The organism is Pseudarthrobacter sp. LT1 (assembly GCF_035621795.1).
In the GTDB taxonomy this organism is placed as follows: domain Bacteria; phylum Actinomycetota; class Actinomycetes; order Actinomycetales; family Micrococcaceae; genus Arthrobacter.
The window spans coordinates 3,920,682-3,938,655 of sequence record NZ_CP141830.1 but is presented as its reverse complement, the minus strand read 5'-3'; the positions used below and the strand labels follow the sequence as shown (position 1 = coordinate 3,938,655).

General features: G+C 67.7%; 14 protein-coding genes. 9 read left to right on the top strand and 5 right to left on the bottom strand.

What is annotated here, in order from left to right; all coding sequences use genetic code 11:
* Positions 1–26: 26 nt before the first annotated feature.
* The 7 genes from VIK36_RS18485 to VIK36_RS18455 all read left to right on the top strand — a co-directional run bounded on the left by VIK36_RS18485 (position 27) and on the right by VIK36_RS18455 (position 9,020).
* Positions 27–1,250, top strand: a complete 1,224-nt coding sequence (locus tag VIK36_RS18485; protein ID WP_324643138.1) for an XdhC family protein — start codon at positions 27–29, stop codon at positions 1,248–1,250.
* A complete protein-coding gene (locus VIK36_RS18480) occupies positions 1,241–2,173 on the top strand; it encodes an FAD binding domain-containing protein (protein WP_324643137.1) in 933 nt (310 codons plus the stop codon). The genes VIK36_RS18485 and VIK36_RS18480 overlap by 10 nt, the downstream gene beginning before the upstream one ends.
* 2 nt (positions 2,174–2,175) lie before the next feature.
* Positions 2,176–5,010, top strand: a complete 2,835-nt coding sequence (locus VIK36_RS18475; RefSeq protein ID WP_324643135.1) for a molybdopterin-dependent oxidoreductase — start codon at positions 2,176–2,178, stop codon at positions 5,008–5,010.
* 90 nt (positions 5,011–5,100) lie between these two features.
* Entirely contained in the window at positions 5,101–6,081 is a 981-nt protein-coding gene (locus VIK36_RS18470; protein WP_255173282.1) for an aldo/keto reductase, read from the top strand.
* A 45-nt stretch (positions 6,082–6,126) separates the two neighbouring features.
* Complete coding sequence (locus tag VIK36_RS18465) at positions 6,127–6,867, top strand: HEAT repeat domain-containing protein (RefSeq protein ID WP_324643133.1); 741 nt, start codon at positions 6,127–6,129, stop codon at positions 6,865–6,867.
* A complete protein-coding gene (locus VIK36_RS18460; protein ID WP_324643132.1) occupies positions 6,864–7,514 on the top strand; it encodes a uracil-DNA glycosylase in 651 nt (216 codons plus the stop codon). The genes VIK36_RS18465 and VIK36_RS18460 overlap by 4 nt, the downstream gene beginning before the upstream one ends.
* A 54-nt stretch (positions 7,515–7,568) precedes the next feature.
* Positions 7,569–9,020 carry an HNH endonuclease signature motif containing protein gene (locus VIK36_RS18455; protein ID WP_324643130.1) on the top strand — a complete coding sequence of 484 codons (1,452 nt, stop codon included), beginning with the start codon at positions 7,569–7,571 and terminating at the stop codon, positions 9,018–9,020.
* Between the two features lie 93 nt (positions 9,021–9,113).
* On the opposite strand, the gene nboR is transcribed toward VIK36_RS18455, so the two are convergent.
* Positions 9,114–9,755 carry a nicotine blue oxidoreductase gene (nboR, locus tag VIK36_RS18450; protein ID WP_324643129.1) on the bottom strand — a complete coding sequence of 214 codons (642 nt, stop codon included), beginning with the start codon at positions 9,753–9,755 and terminating at the stop codon, positions 9,114–9,116.
* A 24-nt stretch (positions 9,756–9,779) separates the two neighbouring features.
* A complete protein-coding gene (aceE, locus tag VIK36_RS18445; protein ID WP_324643128.1) occupies positions 9,780–12,533 on the bottom strand; it encodes a pyruvate dehydrogenase (acetyl-transferring), homodimeric type in 2,754 nt (917 codons plus the stop codon).
* Positions 12,534–12,662: 129 nt separating this feature from the next.
* On the opposite strand from aceE, the gene VIK36_RS18440 reads away from it, so the two are divergent.
* Positions 12,663–13,424 carry an SDR family oxidoreductase gene (locus VIK36_RS18440; RefSeq protein WP_324643126.1) on the top strand — a complete coding sequence of 254 codons (762 nt, stop codon included), beginning with the start codon at positions 12,663–12,665 and terminating at the stop codon, positions 13,422–13,424.
* Between the two features lie 22 nt (positions 13,425–13,446).
* Here the strand turns inward: VIK36_RS18440 and VIK36_RS18435 are convergent, their stop codons facing one another.
* From VIK36_RS18435 to VIK36_RS18425, 3 genes are all read right to left on the bottom strand, one after another.
* The gene (locus VIK36_RS18435; RefSeq protein WP_255173275.1) at positions 13,447–13,824 is read right to left on the bottom strand and encodes a sterol carrier family protein; all 378 of its coding nucleotides are present in this window, start codon (positions 13,822–13,824) and stop codon (positions 13,447–13,449) included.
* Positions 13,825–13,862: 38 nt separating this feature from the next.
* Positions 13,863–14,879: an asparaginase gene (locus VIK36_RS18430; protein ID WP_324643124.1), complete on the bottom strand. Its 1,017-nt coding sequence runs from the start codon at positions 14,877–14,879 to the stop codon at positions 13,863–13,865.
* 95 nt (positions 14,880–14,974) lie between these two features.
* The gene (locus VIK36_RS18425; RefSeq protein WP_324643122.1) at positions 14,975–16,561 is read right to left on the bottom strand and encodes a molybdopterin-dependent oxidoreductase; all 1,587 of its coding nucleotides are present in this window, start codon (positions 16,559–16,561) and stop codon (positions 14,975–14,977) included.
* A 95-nt stretch (positions 16,562–16,656) separates the two neighbouring features.
* On the opposite strand from VIK36_RS18425, the gene purD reads away from it, so the two are divergent.
* Positions 16,657–17,973 carry a phosphoribosylamine--glycine ligase gene (gene purD, locus VIK36_RS18420; RefSeq protein WP_324645314.1) on the top strand — a complete coding sequence of 439 codons (1,317 nt, stop codon included), beginning with the start codon at positions 16,657–16,659 and terminating at the stop codon, positions 17,971–17,973.
* Position 17,974 lies beyond the last annotated feature (1 nt).

Sequence of the window (17,974 nt, the reverse complement as noted above, 5' to 3'; positions counted from 1 at the left end):
ACCGCTGCGGAAGAAGGAGCGACGCCATGCTTGACCTGATCCCTTCGCTCGGCCCCTGGGTGCCCCGGCTCGCAGCCCGGGAGTTCGCCGTGGCCACCGTCGTGGCGGCCTCCGGGTCTGTGCCGCGGCCCGTGGGAACGTCCATGCTGGTCGCCGGTTCCGGTGACGTGCTGGGCAGCCTCTCCGGCGGCTGCGTCGAAGGCGCCGTGGTGGCGCTCGCCCGGGAGGCAATGGACGACGCCGTCCCGCGCCACGGGACCTTTGGTTTCAGTTCCGCAGATGCCTTCGCGGCCGGACTCACCTGCGGGGGCGAACTGGTCATCCAGATCCAGCCCGTGCCCGCCGCTGTGCCTGGCGAAACCCTGCACCCGCTTCGGGCCGTCCTGTTGCAGCTCGCCGGCCTCGGCCCGGCCCACCCCGTGGCGCTGGTACGGCTGCTCGGTACTCCAGGAGGTGCCGCCGTCGTCCTTTCCGATCCAGGCGCATTCCGCCTGGCTGCTTCTTCGGAGCTGGCAGCGCTGCTGCACGGGGAACCGGCACTGCAGGTGGAATCCCTGGTGCGCAGCGGCGGTGCCGGGCTGGTCCGGCCCCCGGAACCGGGCGAATGCGCTCCGGCCAAGTCCGGCGACGCGCAACCTGCCGCGGAGCCGGCCATCCTGGTGGAGTCCCGGCTGGCCCCGCCGCGGATGCTGGTATTCGGCGCCAACGACTTCGGTGCCGCACTGGTTCCCGCCGCCAAGCTGCTGGGCTATCACGTGACCCTCGTTGATGCCCGCCCGGCCTTCGCATCCCAGCCCCGGTTCGCGGCCGCCGACCAGGTGGTCACTGACTGGCCGCACCGCTACCTGGCAGCGGAAGCCGCGGCGGGCCGGACGGACAGCCGCACCGTCGCCGCCGTCCTCACCCACGACCCCAAGTTCGACATCCCCCTGCTGGAAACAGCGTTGGCCCTGGACCTTGCCTACGTGGGCGCCATGGGGTCCCGGCGGAGCCACCTTCAACGGGTTGACCAGCTCCTCAACGCGGGCGTCGCGCCGGAGCGGATCGCCCAGCTGCATTCGCCCATCGGCCTTGACCTCGGTGCGGTCACGCCGGCCGAGGTGGCTGTATCCGTCACCGCGGAACTGATCGCAGCCCGCACCCGCGCCGCCAGCTGCCTGCCGCTGCGGGAAACCTCCGGCACCATCCACCACCACCCGGCTGCCACGGCGCCCACAGACCTTAATGCACAGGAGATCGCATGGACATGAACACCATCGAGGCGGTGGTCCGCACCACCGACCCCGCACAATGGCGCGACGGCGACGCCTGGCTTGCCGGCGGCACGGTCCTTTTCTCCTACGGCAGCTACGCGTTTGGCCCGCAGCCGCTCAAGCGGCTGCTGGACCTGGGCGAGGCCGGCTGGACGCCCATCACCGTCACCGGCGAGGGGATTGAGCTGGCAGCCACCTGCACCATCGCGCAGCTGTACGGCCTGCCCGGGGCGCCGGAGGTGGCCGGACTCAAGTGGCCCGGGCTGGACCTGGTCCGCGCATGCTGCGATTCCTTCGTGGCGTCCTTCAAGGTCTGGAACATGTCCACGGTGGGCGGCAACCTCTGCACCTCGCTGCCCGCCGGTCCCATCATTTCGCTGTGCGCCGGGCTGGACGGCATGGCCACCATCCTCGCTCCCGGCGGTTCCAGCCGTACCGTCCCCGTGGCGGAGTTCGTCACCGGGGATGCGAAAAACTGCCTGGCACCGGGTGAGCTGCTCCGCAGCGTCCACCTGCCGGCGTCGGCCCTTTCCGCCCGCGTAGCCTTCCGGCGCCTCTCCCTGAGCAACCTGGGCCGGTCCGGGGTGCTGCTCATCGGGCGGCTCGACGGCGACGCCTCCCTAACCCTGACGGTCACCGCCGCCACCAAGCGGCCGGTGCAACTGGGCTTCGACACGCTCCCGGACGCAGAGAGGCTGGCCGCCGCGCTGGATGACCACATTCCTGCCGGGCTCTACCACGATGACATCCACGGCCTGCCTGCATGGCGCCGGGACATGACCTCCCGGCTGGCCGAGGAAATCCGGGCCGAGCTGGCGGCGCCGGCCGGTGCCCACGATGTTCCTGTCTCCGGCGACTTCTGGCCGCCCCGGGCCGGCGACATTCCGGCCGGGACCACCACACTGCCGAAAGGGGCCTGAGCATGGCCATCGAGATCAACGGAACCCCCGCCGGCGCGGACCCGCGCCCAGGGCAATGCCTGCGGACGTTCCTGCGCGAGCAGGGCAACACGGGTGTGAAGAAGGGATGCGACGGCGGAGACTGCGGTGCCTGCACCGTGCACGTGGACGGGACGCCGGTCCACAGCTGCATCTATCCCGCCGTCCGCGCCGAGGGCCACGCGGTCACCACCATCGAGGGGCTGGCAGCCGCCGCCGGCGGTCCCGAGGGGGAGCTGCACCCGGTGCAGCAGCAGTTCATGGAACGCCAGGGCTTCCAGTGCGGCTTCTGCACGGCGGGCATGGTGATGACGGCCGCCACGTTCGACGACGACCAACGGGAGAACCTGCCCCGCAACCTGAAGGGCAACCTCTGCCGCTGCACCGGCTACCGCGCCATCGCCGATGCGGTCTGCGGCAACCCGGGCCACCCCGATCCCCAGGGGCCGGGGTCCGGCATCGCGGGGGAGGGGCAGCCTGACCCGGAGCCGGGCCGTTTGGGCGACGACGTTCCGGCGCCTGCCAGCAGGGCAGTGGTCACCGGCGCCGCCCGTTACACCCTGGATCTCCCGGGTGACCAGCAGCGGGCACTGCTGCACCTTAAAATCCTGCGCTCGCCGCACGCGCACGCCCGGGTGGTGTCCATTGATACCGATGCTGCCCTGAAGATTCCGGGGGTGGTGGCGGTCTTTACCCATGAGGACGCGCCGGAGCAGCTGTTCTCCACGGCCCAGCACGAGCTCTTCACCGACGACCCGGACGATACGCGGGTGCTCGATGACGTGGTGCGCTTCATTGGCCAGCGGGTGGCCGCCGTCGTCGCCGAATCGGTCGCGGCGGCAGAAGCCGGGGTCCGGGCCCTCCAGGTGGAATACCAGCAACTGCCCGCCGTCTTCTCGCCGCAGGAGGCCCTGCGTCCCGGCGCGCCGCTGGTCCACGGGGACAAGGATGCCGCCCGCTCCCGCATCTCGCGGCCGGACGGCAACGTAGTGGCGGAACTGCACTCGGAGCTGGGGAGCGTGGCTGACGGCTTCGCCGCCGCCGACTTTATCCACGAACAGACCTACCAAACCCAGCGGGTGCAGCACGTGGCACTGGAAACGCACGCTGCCATCGCTTCGGTGGACGCCGAAGGGCGGCTGCAGGTCCGCACCTCCAGCCAGGTCCCCTTCCTGGTCCGCCGGACCCTGTGCCGGGTATTCGGTTTGCCGGAAGACAAAGTGCATGTGGTGGCCGGCCGTGTCGGCGGTGGATTTGGCGGCAAGCAGGAAGTCCTTACCGAGGACCTCGTGGCGCTCGCGGCCCTGAAGCTGCAGCGGCCGGTCCAGCTGGAACTGACCCGCACCGAACAGTTCACCGCCACCACCACCCGGCACCCGTTCACCATCAAGCTGAAGGCGGGGGCCGGCAGGGAAGGGCGGCTGACCGCGCTCGAACTGGACGTCGTGACCAACACCGGCGCCTACGGCAACCACGGGCCCGGCGTCATGTTCCACGGCTGCGGCGAATCCCTGGCCGTGTACAACTGCGCCAACAAGAAAGTGGACGCGCATTCGGTCTACACCAACACCGTGCCGTCCGGTGCGTTCCGCGGGTACGGGCTGAGCCAGATGATCTTCGCCATCGAGTCCGCCATGGACGAGCTCGCCGCCGGGATCGGCATGGACCCGCTGGAGTTCCGCCGGCGCAACATGGTCCGCGAGGGCGACCACATGCTGTCCACCCAGCCGGATCCGGAGGAGGACGTCCACTACGGCAGCTACGGCCTGGACCAGTGCCTGGACCTGGTCAGGGATGCCCTGGACCGCGGCAAGGCCCGGTACCGGGACGCAGGCCTGGACGATCTTGGCCCCGACTGGATGGTGGGTGAAGGCGCCGCCCTGTCCATGATCGATACCGTCCCGCCGCGCGGCCACTTTGCCCACTCCCACGTCCGGCTCCTGCCGGACGGGACGTACCAGGCCGACGTCGGGACCGCCGAGTTCGGCAACGGCACCACCACCGTGCACGCCCAGCTGGCAGCCACTGCGCTGTCCACCGAGGCATCCAGGGTGGTGGTGCGGCAGTCCGACACCGACCTGGTGGAGCACGATACCGGTGCGTTCGGCTCCGCCGGTACCGTGGTGGCCGGCAAGGCGACCCTGGCAGCCGCGGAAGAGCTGGCTGTCCGGATCCGCGCCTTTGCCGCCGGGATCCGGCAGACCCAGGCATCCGCCTGCGTTCTCGACGGTGACGCCGTGGTGGTCGACGGAACCCCCGTGGCACTGGCTGAACTGGCGCAGGCTGCCGCGGATGCCGGCGTCGAACTTGCCGCCGAGGGGCGCTGGGGCGGTACACCGCGCTCCGTCGCGTTCAACGTGCACGGCTTCCGGGTGGCCGTGAACCGGGGCACCGGCGAGCTGAAGATCCTGCAAAGCGTGCAGGCAGCGGACGCCGGCGTGGTGGTCAACCCGCGGCAGTGCCGCGGCCAGATCGAGGGCGGAATCGCCCAGGCCCTGGGTGCCACGCTGTATGAAGAAGTGGTGGTGGACAACGCCGGAAAGGTCACCACGGACATCCTGCGGCAGTACCACATCCCTACGTTCGCGGACGTGCCGCGCAGCGAGGTGTACTTCGCGGACACGAACGACAGGATGGGGCCGCTGGGGGCGAAATCCATGAGCGAAAGCCCGTTCAATCCCGTGGCTCCGGCGCTCGCCAACGCCATCCGCAATGCCACCGGGGTGCGCTTCGCGTCCCTGCCCATTGCCCGGGACCGGATCTACCTGGGGCTGAAGGAAGCGGGGCTGGTGGCCGGGCTGGAGCAGGTTCCTGCATAGACCACGCCGGGGGGCCACGTACGGCTCCCGGGGTGGGGCCCGGGCGGGGCGGATCTGACCCCGGGTTGCATCGTTGCATATAGTCGGGGGATGGAACAGCGGATTTTAGGCAAGACCGGACGGAATGTGTCCATTGTGGGGCTCGGCACGTGGCAGCTCGGCGCGGACTGGGGCAACGTGGACCCGGCGCAGGCACAGGCGATCCTCGCGGCTTCCGTGGAAGCGGGAGTCACCTTCTTTGACACCGCGGACGTCTACGGTGACGGACGCAGTGAGCAGGCCATCGGGAAGTTCCTGGCGGACAACCCCGGCCTCGGGGTCACCGTGGCCACCAAGATGGGCCGCCGGATGGAACAGCGGCCGGAAAACTACACGCTGGCCAACTTCCGCCAGTGGGTGGACCGTTCGAGGAAGAACCTGGGAACGGACACGCTGGACCTGGTTCAGCTGCACTGCCCGCCCACGCCCGTTTACAGCAACAACGAGGTTTACGACGCGCTGGACACCCTGGTGTCCGAGGGCGCCATCCGCAACTACGGCGTGTCCGTGGAACGGACGGACGAAGCCCTGGAAGCGATCCGCCACGAGGGAACCGCTTCCGTCCAGATCATCCTGAACGCCTTCCGGCTCAAGCCCCTGGACGAAGTCCTGCCGGCCGCCAAAGCCGCAGGCGTCGGCATCATTGCCCGCGTTCCATTGGCATCGGGCCTGCTGTCCGGCAAGTACTCCAAGGACACCACGTTCGCGGAGAACGACCACCGGAACTACAACCGCAAGGGCGACGCCTTCGACGTCGGGGAAACCTTCTCCGGCGTGGACTACGAGCTGGGCCTGAAAGCTGTGAAGGAGTTCGAGCAGCTGGTGCCGGAGGGCGCCACCACCGCCCAGGCCGCCATCGCCTGGATCGCGGCGCAGGACGGGGTCAGCACCGTGATTCCCGGCGCCCGCAACGTGGAACAGGCCCGTGCCAACGCCGCCGCGGCTGCCGTCAGCATCGGCAAAGAGTTCGACGACGGCGTCCGCTGGATCTACGACCACTACTTCCGCGAGGCCATCCACCCGCGCTGGTAGGAGAGCCCTAAGGGCAGCACGAGTCTGCGGCATGGAGGTGTGGCGGTGACCAAACGGTCTGATTACAGGGCGGTGCTGGCATCCCTCCCCGCCGGGCAATGGCTGGCCTATCTCGATGCTGAGTCAGGACTGCCCGGTCCCCGCGGCAACATTGAGCTGGCAGAGGCTTTTGCCGATGTGGCGGACCCCGGTTTGATAGAGGTCTGTGTGGAGAGTCCGGACGAATACCGGGCCATGTGCGGTGCCGTGGGCCTTGGCCGATTGCTTGTTGAGGGCCGGCAGGGTGCGGCGGAGACATTACGGGGCCTTGCAGGGGACCAACGCTGGCGGGTCCGCGAGGGGGTTGCGATGGCACTGCAGAGGCTCGGTGATGCGGACATGCCGGCATTGTGGACCCTGGCTGTGGAGTGGCTCGGCGATGGTCCCCTGATGCAGCGCGCCGTGGCTGCCGGAATCTGCGAACCCCGCCTGCTGCGCACCCCCGAGGATGCAGGAAGGGCAGTGGACGTCCTGGACAAGATCACCGCCGCCATTGCAGGAACCGATCCCGCCTTGCGGCGAACTGAGGAATTCCGCGTGCTGCGCCAGGGGCTCGGATACTGCTGGAGCGTGGCCGTCGCGGCCGCTCCGGACAAGGGATTCGGGTACCTGGAGAAATGGGCCGTGAGCCAAGACAAGGACGTGCGCTGGATCCTGCGCGAGAACCTTAAGAAGGCGCGCCTCGCGAGAGCTGACCAGGCTGCGTGCGAACGCCTGGCCGCACGCCTGGAAGAACCGGGCGAATGAGTGCTCCTGCCATCGCGGCATTCGTTGAGCAGCTTGCAGTCGTTGACACGGGTGCTGCGGCCAACAATTTCTTCAACCACGCCGTTCCGGAGAATGCGCTCCGCCGCCGTAACCTGGAGATCTACCTGCAGGAGATGCTGGACCGCCGGCCCAAAGTACTGCTGGTGGGCGAGGCGCCGGGCTTCAGGGGCATGCGTATCACCGGAGTGCCCTTCACCAACAGGGTCATCCTCGGAGGGCCCGCCAACAGCTTCGGGCTTTTCGGTCCCGGCAAGGGTTACGTGCTGCCGCCCGAAGCCGCGGGGGTTGCCGCGGAGCCCACCGCTACCGTGCTCTGGCAAGTCCTGGAAGAAGTGGATTTCCTTCCGCTGCTGTGGAGTGCCTTTCCCTGGCACACGCATCAGCCAGGCAAGCCCTTGTCCAACCGCACGCCCAGGCCCTCCGAGACCAAGCTCGGCACGCCTTTTTGGCAGGAGCTTTCGGAACTGTTCGGCATCAGTACCATCGTGGCGGTGGGCAATGTGGCCCAGCACAGCCTGCAACGCAGCGGCCTTGACGTACCGAAGATCCGGCACCCCGCCCACGGCGGCAGGTCCGGCTTCAAACAGGGGCTGGAGCAGTTGCTGGAGCATGGGATGCCGGCCTGAGCTGAATTCCCCTTATGGATCCTGATTGTCAGACCCCCTTGCCATGATGGGTTTATGGGGAAGGCAGCGGTGGTGAGGGCTTTTGGGGAGATCCGTGCTGCCCTTGCTGTGCTGAATGCAGAGCTTGATGGGGCCGGTGCGGTGCCGTTTTCTGCGGCGGACCCGTTGTCTGGTTTGGCGGATGGTTGCCTGGACATTCTGGCCGGGTCCCGGGAGGTGGAGGCCGGGATCGCTGCGCTGAAGGCCAGGGCCGCGGTGAAGTACGCGGCCACCGCCTGTGCCGTTGCCGGGCCGGACGTGCCGGTGCAGGCGCAAGAGATGGCGGCCGCGGCGGAAATCGGCTGTGTGCTGGCCTTGGGGCCGCGGGCGGCGGGTTCGTTCCTGGCCACCTCGCACGCTGTCACGGCGACGTTGCCGCGGACGTTGGAGGCTTTGCAGGCCGGGGTGATCTCCTGGAGCCACGCGGTGGTGATGGCGGACGAGACAGCGTGTCTGGATGCTGTTGGGGCGGCGGCGTTGGAAGCCCATTTCCTGGACCCGGACGCACCGGACCCGGCGCGGGGGTGCCCGGTGGGTGAGCTTCCGGCGCACCGGTTCAAGGCCAAGGCCCGCACCTGGCGGGAACGCCACCAGGCCGGGTGCATCGAACAACGCCACGCCAAAGGGGTCGCGGACCGGCGGGTGGAGTTCCGGCCGGACCAGGACGGGATGGCCTGGCTGTCCGCGTACCTGCCCGCGGACCAGGCCCAGGCCGGGTGGAACCGGCTCACCGCGTCCGCCCGGGCCCTGCAGGGACCCGATGAAGGCCGCACCATGACCCAGCTCCGGGCGGACACCTTCGCCAACGCGATCCTCACCAACGGCACACCGAACCACAGCGACACCCGTGGCAGTGTCAGCTGCAGCGGCAGCTTCACCGAGGGTACGGGTGCGAGCGGCAGCTCCAGCGACGGTGCGGGTGCCGCCCGGGACCGTGTGCAGGCGCCGATCCGGGCGCAGGTGCTGGTCACCGTCCCGGTGTTCTCCCTGATGGGCCTGACCGACGAGCCGGCGATGCTGGACGGGTACGGCCCCATCCCACCGTCAATGGCCCGGGCACTCGTCGCCTCCGGTGCGGGGTCGTTCTACCGGGTGCTGGTGGACCCGCGGGACGGGGCACCATTGGAAATCGGCCGGACAAGCTACCGGGTCACCGGGGCCATGCGGGCGTGGTTGCGGATGCGGGACGGGAAGTGCCCGTTCCCGGGGTGCAGCAACAATTCCTTGGACAACGATGCCGACCACATCCTCGCCTGGGCCAAGGGCGGCACCACCGGAATCAGCAACCTGGGACAGCCCTGCCCGAAACACCACAAACTCCGCCACACCACGGCCTGGAAACCCACACCCGCCACCAAGAACGAACCACCCGGCTGGACCTCACCCACCGGCCGCCACTACCCGAGCGAACACCAGGACTGGGAACCACCACGCTGGCCGGACCGAAAGTGGCCGGCCGGAAAGTGACCGGGCAGCATTGACCTCGTTCGGCATGGCACCTCTCCTTGGGAGGATGCCCTTGACCGGTTCCTGCGCACTCACGCCTGACCAGCTTCGGTGCTACTGGAGAAGGCCGAGCTGGTCCGGCGTATCCACGTCCTCTCCGGTGGACTGATCGCTGCAATCCACCTCGTCCACAAGGTCCGGGTGGCTGCGCAGGAAGCCGCGGGCCCCGGCGTCACCCGTCACCGTTGCGCAAACAGCTTCGCGGAGGGAGGTGTCGATGAGCAGGGGGTGCCCGCGGCGGAGTGCCGCCTGACCGCCGTCGTTGGAATCACGACGGCGGTACGCGGCCGCGGTGACCCGCCCAGGGCGGTGGGAGGACAACAGGCGGTGCACGGATTCCGGCGTCAGGCCCGGCTGGTCCACCAACGCGATCAGGAGGTGGTCTGTCGGGTCCGCGGCCTGATTGCCGAGCAGGAAGGAACTGCCCATTCCTGACGCCCATTCAGGGTTGGTCAGCACGCGGCAGCCGTCCAGCCTGGCGGCAGCTTCAACCTGGGCCGCGCCTGCACCGAGGACCACCACCACCTCCCGGCAGCCGCCGGCGAGCAGTGCTCCGGCAATAGCCTCCACCAGCGGCCGCCCCCGGTACGGAAGCAAGGCCTTTGGGCCCAAACCCAGGCGTGTGCCTGCACCTGCGGCCAGCACCACCCCGGTAGTCCTCATCCCCGCTGAACCGGTCCCGTCACTGTCACCCATAGCTGCACCCTATGGGAGCAATGCTCAGGCGTCGCCTCCCGCCCCACCGGTGGTGCCGGCATTGACATCCAGCAGCTTGTAGCGGTCCATTGCGTACGACGGCGCGTCCGCCTCCACTTCGCCCCTCGCCGCGAGCATCTGCAGGACTTTCACCACGATGGAGTGGGTGTCGTTTTTGAAGAAGCGGCGGGCTGCTGCGCGGGTGTCGGAGAAGCCGAAGCCGTCGGCGCCGAGGGTGGCGTATTCGTTGGGGACGAATTGCCGGATCTGGTCCGGGACGGCTTTCATATAGTCCGAGACGGCGACGATGGGGCCAGTGGCGCCTTCGAGTTGCTGGGTGACGAATGGGACGCGGGCGGGCTGGCCGGGGTTGAGGAAGGCTTCCTCTTCGGCGGCGAGGCCGTCGCGGCGCAGTTCGTTCCAGGAGGTCACGGACCAGACGTCGGCAGAGACGTTCCAGTCATCGGCCAGCACGCGCTGGGCCTCGATGGCCCAGGGCACGGAGACGCCGGAGGCAAGGATCTGCGCCTTCGGTCCTTCCATACTCGACGCCGACACCCGGTAGATGCCGCCCAGCACACCCTGCACGTCGAGGTCCTCAGGCTCGGCCGGCTGAACGATCGGTTCGTTGTACACGGTGAGGTAGTACATGACGTTCTTGTCGCCCCTGTGTCCCCCGGACTCTTCCCCGTACATCCGTTCCAGGCCGGAGCGGACGATGTGTCCGATTTCGTAGCCGTAGGCGGGGTCGTAGGTGAGGACGGCGGGGTTGGTGGAGGCGAGCAGGGGGGAGTGTCCGTCGGCGTGCTGGAGGCCTTCGCCGGTGAGGGTGGTTCGTCCTGCGGTGGCGCCGATGATGAAGCCGCGGGTCATCTGGTCGCCGGCGGCCCAGAAGGCGTCGCCGGTGCGCTGGAAGCCGAACATGGAGTAGAACACGTAGACCGGGACCAGGGGTACGCCGTGGGTGGCGTAGGAGGTTCCGGCGGCGGTGAAGGCTGCCACGGCGCCGGCTTCGTTGATGCCGGGGTGGATCAGCTGCCCGGCGGGGGATTCCTTGTAGGCCAGGACGAGGTCCCGGTCCACCGACAGATAGTTCTGCCCGGCCGGGCTGTAGATCTTGGCGGTCGGGAAGAACGCATCCATGCCGAAGGTGCGCGACTCATCCGGCACGATGGGCACAATCCGGTTCCCGAACTTCTTGTCGCGCAGCAAATCCTTGAGCAGGCGCACGAAAGACATGGTGGTCGCGGCCATCTGTTTGCCTGAACCGCGCTTGGCCACCTCGTAGGACTTAGCGTCGGGAAGGTCAACTGCCTGGTGTTCGCCGCGGCGTTCGGGAACAGAACCGCCCAGCGCCCTTCGCCGGTCAAGGAGGTAGGCAATCTCGGGCGCATCAAAACCCGGGTGGTAATAGGGAGGACGGTACGGGTCGGCGTCGAGTTGTTCATCCGAAATGGGAATGCGCAGGTAATCCCTGAAGTCCTTGAGATCCTCAACCGTCAGTTTCTTCATTTGGTGCGTGGCATTCCTGCCTTCAAACCTGGGGCCGAGGCCGTAGCCCTTGACGGTGTGGGCGAGGATGACGGTGGGTTTGCCCTTGAATTCGGTCGCGGCCCTGTATGCGGCGTAGACCTTGCGGTAGTCGTGGCCGCCGCGCTTGAGGTTCCAGATCTGGTCATCGGTGAGGTCCGCGACGAGGTCCTTGGTCTGCGGGGTCTTGCCGAAGAAGTGTTCACGGACGAACCCGCCGGACTCGGCCTTGTAGGTCTGGTAGTCCCCGTCGACGGTTTCGTTCATGATCTTCACCAGGGACCCGTCGGTGTCGCGGGTGAGCAGGTCATCCCACTCCCGGCCCCAGACGACCTTGATCACGTTCCAGCCCGCGCCGCGGAAGAACGCTTCGAGTTCCTGCATGATCTTGCCGTTGCCGCGTACCGGGCCGTCCAGGCGCTGGAGGTTGCAGTTGATCACGAAGTTCAGGTTGTCCAGGTTCTCGTTCGCTGCCAGCTGCAGCAGGCCCCGGGACTCGGGCTCGTCCATTTCACCGTCGCCCAGGAACGCCCAGACCTGCTGGTCCGAGGTGTCCTTCAGGCCCCGGTTGTGCAGGTAGCGGTTGTTCTGGGCCTGATAGATCGCGTTCATCGGCCCGATGCCCATGGACACCGTGGGGAATTCCCAGAAGTGCGGCATCAGGCGCGGGTGCGGGTAGGAGGACAGGGCGTGGCCCTCGCGGGACTTTTCCTGCCGGAACCCGTCCAGGTCCTCCTCGGACAGGCGTCCTTCCATGAATGCCCGGGCGTACATGCCGGGGGAGGCGTGGCCCTGGAAGAAGACCTGGTCCCCGCCGCCGGGGTGGTCCTTGCCGCGGAAGAAGTGGTTGAAGCCGACCTCGTACAGGGTCGCGGCCCCGGCGTAGGTGGAGATGTGCCCGCCGACCCCGATATCGGGCCGCTGCGCCCGGTGCACCATGACCGCGGCGTTCCACCGCATGTACGCCCGGTACCGGCGCTCGAACTCCTCGTTGCCCGGGAACGCAGCTTCCTGGTCCACCGGGATCGTGTTCACGTAATCGGTGGTGGTCACCATCGGCACCCCCACGCTCTGCGCGCCGGCGCGCTGCAGCAGGCTCCGCATGATGTATTGGGCACGCTCGGTGCCCTGTTCCCTGATCAACGCGTCCAGGGACTCAACCCACTCGGCAGTCTCTTCCGGATCACGATCAGGCAGCTGGTTAGTCAACCCGCTGAGGATATGGGAGGTATCTTCTCCTGCAGCCACGGCAGCCTCTTTTCGTCTTTGAAAGCATTAGGCAGTGTTTTCGTATGGTGAGAAAACACTTTTGCTATTCGAGATTAGGAAGAGGTGGACGTACGATGCAATTATGACTGCCCGAACGAGGAGAGCATCGTGAGTACCCCTGAGCAAAGCAGAAAAGTAGCCGTCGTCACCGGGGCCGGATCCGGCATCGGCCGGGAGGTCGCCCGGCAGATGCTGGCGGACGGCTACCGCGTGGCACTTGCCGGCCGCCGGGAGGCGCAGCTGAAGGAAACCGCGGACGGCAGCCCGGACGCGCTCGTGGTGCCCTGCGACGTCACCCGGCCCGACGACGTCGAACGGCTTTTCGAGGCGGCCCGGCAACAGTGGGGGCGGGTGGACGTGCTGTTCAACAACGCCGGTGTCTTTGGTCCGGCGGCCAGTGTGGACGAAATCAGCCTGGAGGACTGGAACACAACGCTGGCCGTGAACCTCACCGGATCCATGCTGTGTGCGGCGGCCGCAGTCAGGGCCATGAAGGCCCAGGAGCCGCAGGGCGGGCGGATCATCAACAACGGGTCCATCTCGGCCCATTCGCCCCGGCCCCGGACCGTGGCGTACACCGTCACCAAGCACGCCATGACCGGGCTGACCAAGAGCATTGATCTGGACGGCCGCGGCTACGGCATCACGTGCGGACAGATCGATATCGGCAACACGGCCACGGAGATCATGGACACCATCGGCGTCGGCTCCGGGGCGCTGCAGGCGGACGGCAGCCGCAAGGTGGAACCGATGTTCCCGGTGGCGGACGCAGCGCGCGCGGTGCTGATGATGGCCAACATGCCGGCCTCGGCCAGCGTGGGCTCGGTCGTGGTCACCGCCGCGGGCATGCCCTTCATCGGACGCGGGTAGCCACCCCGCGGGCGGCGGCAGGTTAGAGGGGGAGCAGGGCCGAGAGGTCCGCTCGCAGTCCGGACGCCGCCACCTTGTGGGCAGCGACGGCGTCCGCCCATGCCATCCTGCCGGTAACCATGGCAAGCCAGGTGGCGGCGTCGCACTCAATGACGTTGGGCGGGGTGCCGCGCGTGTGCCGCGGGCCCTCCACGCACTGGGTGACGCCAAACGGCGGCACCCGCACTTCGACCGAGTTGCCCGGAGCCCGCGCCGTCAGCTCCTCCAGGGAGTACCGCACGGCAGTGGCCAGGACGGTCCGCGGCAGGGGAGCGCCCGACGGCGGCTGCGCACCTTCCAGCCATGCCTTCAGCGCTGCCTTGCCTTCCTGGACGTCAATACGACGGCGGGCTACGGCCATGCTCTCAGTCTTCCTTTCGCGTCGGGTGGAGAAGGGTGTCAGTCCAGGAGGGCCGAAACCGCCGGCCCCAACCGGATTTTGCCGACCGGCCGGCCGCCGCCCAGTACGGGTTCCACCACCTTCTCCAAGGCGCTGGCAACCCCCGGGATCTCCACGGCCCCGGCAGCGGCAAGCAAGGTCAGGGCCACCAGCGACGTCGCCCGGATGTTCCCGTCCAGGATTTTCACGGCGACTGAGACCCCCTGGGGCGTGGCCATGGCAAGGACACCCTCGGCCCCGATCTTGGCGATGACCTCCAGCTCGTCCATCACCACGGTGTTGGCTTCGCCGCGGCCCTGAACGGCCCACGGGTAATCGAGCATCGAGGTTGCGATGGTGGCGGCCCTGGCGCTGAAGCTCTGGTCGCCCGGGGCCTTGGCCAGCTGTGAGTACGCCTGGGCCAGGCCCTTGAGGGAAACCGCCGCCACGGGGGCACCGCAGCCATCAATCCCCAGATGGGCGATCTTCCCGCCGGTGTATTCCTCGATGACGCTGCGAACCCGCTGCTGCAGCGGGTGGTTGGGCTCCAGGTAGCTGTGCGTGTCCCACCCGTTCTCGGTGCAGGCCCAGAGGAAAGCGGCGTGCTTTCCCGAACAGTTGTAGGCCAGCCGCGACTTCCCCTTCTCGGAGCGGACCAGCCAGTTCCGGGCCGTTTCGTCCTGCGGCCACGCTTCAGGGCATTGCAGCTGGTCTTCGCGGACGCCGGCCGCCTTGAGCATTCCCGCCACCACGTCCATGTGGTCCAGGGACCCTGTGTGGCTTCCGCACGCGATGGCAACCTGGGCGCCACGCAGCGGAACGCCGGACTGCATGGACGCCAGTGCCTGGAACGGTTTCAGCGCGGACCGGGCGTAGATGGGCGTAGTGATGTCTCCCAGCTCGGTCACCACCGCGCCGTCGGCGGACAGGAGGACGGCGGAACCGATGTGCCGCGACTCCACAAAGCCGCTGCGTTCAATCACAGCCAGTTCGACGGCGGAGTCCACGGTAAAGGTTGCGTGCGGATTGTGCGGCATACGGCCAGTCTATGGGCCAGCCCCTACTGAACCGTGGTCATCTACTTGGGAGTGGCCATCTACTGAACCGTGACCTTCTACTGAACAGTCACCTTCTACTGAACAGTGACCATTACCGACTGCCAGCCTGAGGCGCCGTCGGGAACCGGATCGGCACGCTTGTCAGTCTGGACCTCACCGGTGCCGTCGGTGGCGCGGACCTTGATGTAGTGCGGGCCCGGCGTGGCATCCCACTCGTAGGACCACTGGCGCCAGGTGACGGTGGAGGCCTCGGTGGAAAGCGTGGCCTCCGCCCAGTCGCCGTTGTCGATCTGGATTTCCACCTTCGCGATGCCCCGCGTCTGGGCCCAGGCGGTACCACCCACGGCGACCTTCCCGGCAGGCACTTTCGCGAAGGACTTGGGCACGTCCACGCGGGCCATGGTCTTGATGGGACCCCGCTCTGACCAGCCACGCTCGGTCCAGTAGGCCTTGTTGTCCGCGAAACGGGTGACCTCCAGGTCCACCACCCACTTGGTGGCGGAGACGAAGCCGTAGAGCCCTGGAACCACCATCCGCACCGGGTAGCCGTGCTCCAGCGGCAGCGGTTCGCCGTTCATGCCGATAGCCAGCATGGCGTCCCTGTCATCCTGCAGGACCTCCAAGGGGGTGGAGGCGCTGAAACCGTCGATGGACTTTGACAGCACCATGTCGGCACCGTCCTTTGGCTTGGCGCGGGCAAGGACCTCGCGGATGGGAAGGCCCAACCATTTGGCGTTGCCGGCAAGGTTGCCGCCCACCGGGTTGGACACGCAGGTGAGGGTCACATGGGATTCGATCAGCTGCGCGTCCAGCAGGTCCTGAAAGGTCAGCGTGACCTCCTGCTCCACGAGGCCGTGCACGCGCAACTGCCAGTCATCAATGTTGATTTCCGGGACGCTCAGGGCAGTATCGATGCGGTAAAAGTCATTGTTGGGTGTCAGCCACGGCGTGACGCCCTGTACCGGGGACTGGACGCCGGCCGGCACGGGGGACGCCGCCTTTGCCGGCGCCGGCAGCGTGAGTGCATCGCGCGCCTTGGTGACATTACTGCGGGCCGCGCCCAGGAGCCGCCCGCCTGTGGCGGCGATGCCGGCGGCCACCGCGGTAACCCCGGCAGCAGCAAAGAAGCGCCGACGGTTGGTGCCGGCACCCTGCTGGGTGGCGTCGTCGTCGTCCGCCTGGTCCGCCGGCGCTTCAGGCCACGTCTTCAGCCCCCACAGCGGCACCATGAGCCGGCGCAGGACCGCCAGGCCGGCAACTGTTCCCAGGATAGACGGGATGGCGTCCGCGCCGCTGACGCCGGAGCGGGTCACCACGCAGGCCACGATCACGGCCCCCATGAACAGGACCCCCAGGACTCCCAGGCCCCACTTCCGGTAGGCCACCACGCCCAGGATGCAGGCCAGCACAGCGATGGTCAGGCCCATGCCCACGAACAGGGCGGCCTTGTCATTCGTACCAAAGGTGGCGATCGCAAAGTCCTTCATCCACGGCGGGGTGAAGTCGATGAACGTCGAGCCCAAGGCAAACAGGGGCGTTGCCCGGGCGGTGAAGAATGCGCCAATCAGCTCCGCAACGGCAAGTACGACGGCGGCCGCCACCACGCCTGCTAGTGCGGCCATGGGGGCGGGGCCCGTAATCCGGTTTCGAAGCTTTGTCATGAATATGGTTCGGAGCGGCGGGCGGCACGGATTGACCGGGCGGGGAAGGACACAGCTTAGGAGCGGAAAGGGTGCACAAAGTACCCTTGGACACTGTGAAGGTACTCGTCATTGGCCCCGGAGGCCGCGAACACGCCATTGTCCGCTCCCTGCTTGCCGACCCCAACGTGTCCGAAGTCCACGCGGCGCCCGGCAATGCCGGGATCAGCAAGCTGGTCCCCACATACAACATCAACGGCAATGATCCGGATGCGGTTGCGGAACTGGCCACCCGGCTGGCCGTGGACCTGGTGGTGGTGGGACCGGAGGCTCCACTGGCGGCGGGTGTCTCCGACGCCGTTCGTGAAGCCGGTATCCCCGTCTTTGGACCCAGCAAGGCTGCTGCCCAACTGGAGGCCTCCAAAGCTTTCGCCAAAGAGGTCATGGCGGAGGCCGGCGTCCCCACTGCCATGGCCCTCGTGGCCACAAACGCCGAGGAAGCAGCGTCCGCCCTGGACACCTTTGGTGCCCCGTATGTGGTGAAGGACGACGGCCTGGCTGCCGGCAAGGGCGTAGTGGTCACCAGGAACCGGGACGAAGCCCTGGCCCACGCACAGTCCTGCTTTGACGCCGGCGGCTCGGTGGTCATCGAGGAATTCCTGGACGGCCCCGAGGTTTCCCTCTTTGTCCTCTGCGACGGCCAGAACACCGTGGCGCTCTCGCCCGCCCAGGATTTCAAGCGCATCTTCGACAACGATGAAGGGCCCAACACCGGCGGCATGGGTGCCTACACCCCGCTCGATTGGGCGCCCGAGGGCCTGGTGCAGGAAGTCCTCGAAAGGGTAGCCCAGCCCACGGTCAATGAAATGGCCCGCCGCGGAACCCCCTTCGTTGGCGTCCTGTTCGTCGGCCTGGCCCTCACCTCGCGTGGTACCCGGGTCATCGAATTCAACGTCCGCTTCGGCGACCCCGAGACGCAGGCAGTCCTCGCCCGGCTCAAGACCCCCCTCGGTGCGCTGCTGATGGCGGCGGCCAAGGGCGAACTGGACAAGGCAGAAGAGCTGCGGTGGGCCAAGGAAACCGGCGTCGCCGTCGTCATTGCCTCCGAGAACTACCCGGACAAGCCCCGCACGGGCGACCGCATCCGCGGGCTCAAGAAAGTGGAGGCCCTGGACGGCGTGCACGTCATCCACGCCGGAACCGCCCTGGACGCGGACGGCAAGGTTGTTTCCGCCGGTGGCCGCGTCCTGGCGGTCGTCGCCCTGGGCAGCGACCTGGTGGAGGCGCGCGAACGGGCGTACGACGGCGTGGAGCTGGTTCAGCTGGAAGGCTCCCAGTTCCGCAGCGACATTGCCGGCAAGGCCGCCCGCGGCGAAATCAAGGTGCCCTTCGGCGCCACGGGCTCGATGCCCATCGTGAAAGCAAAGGCCTGAC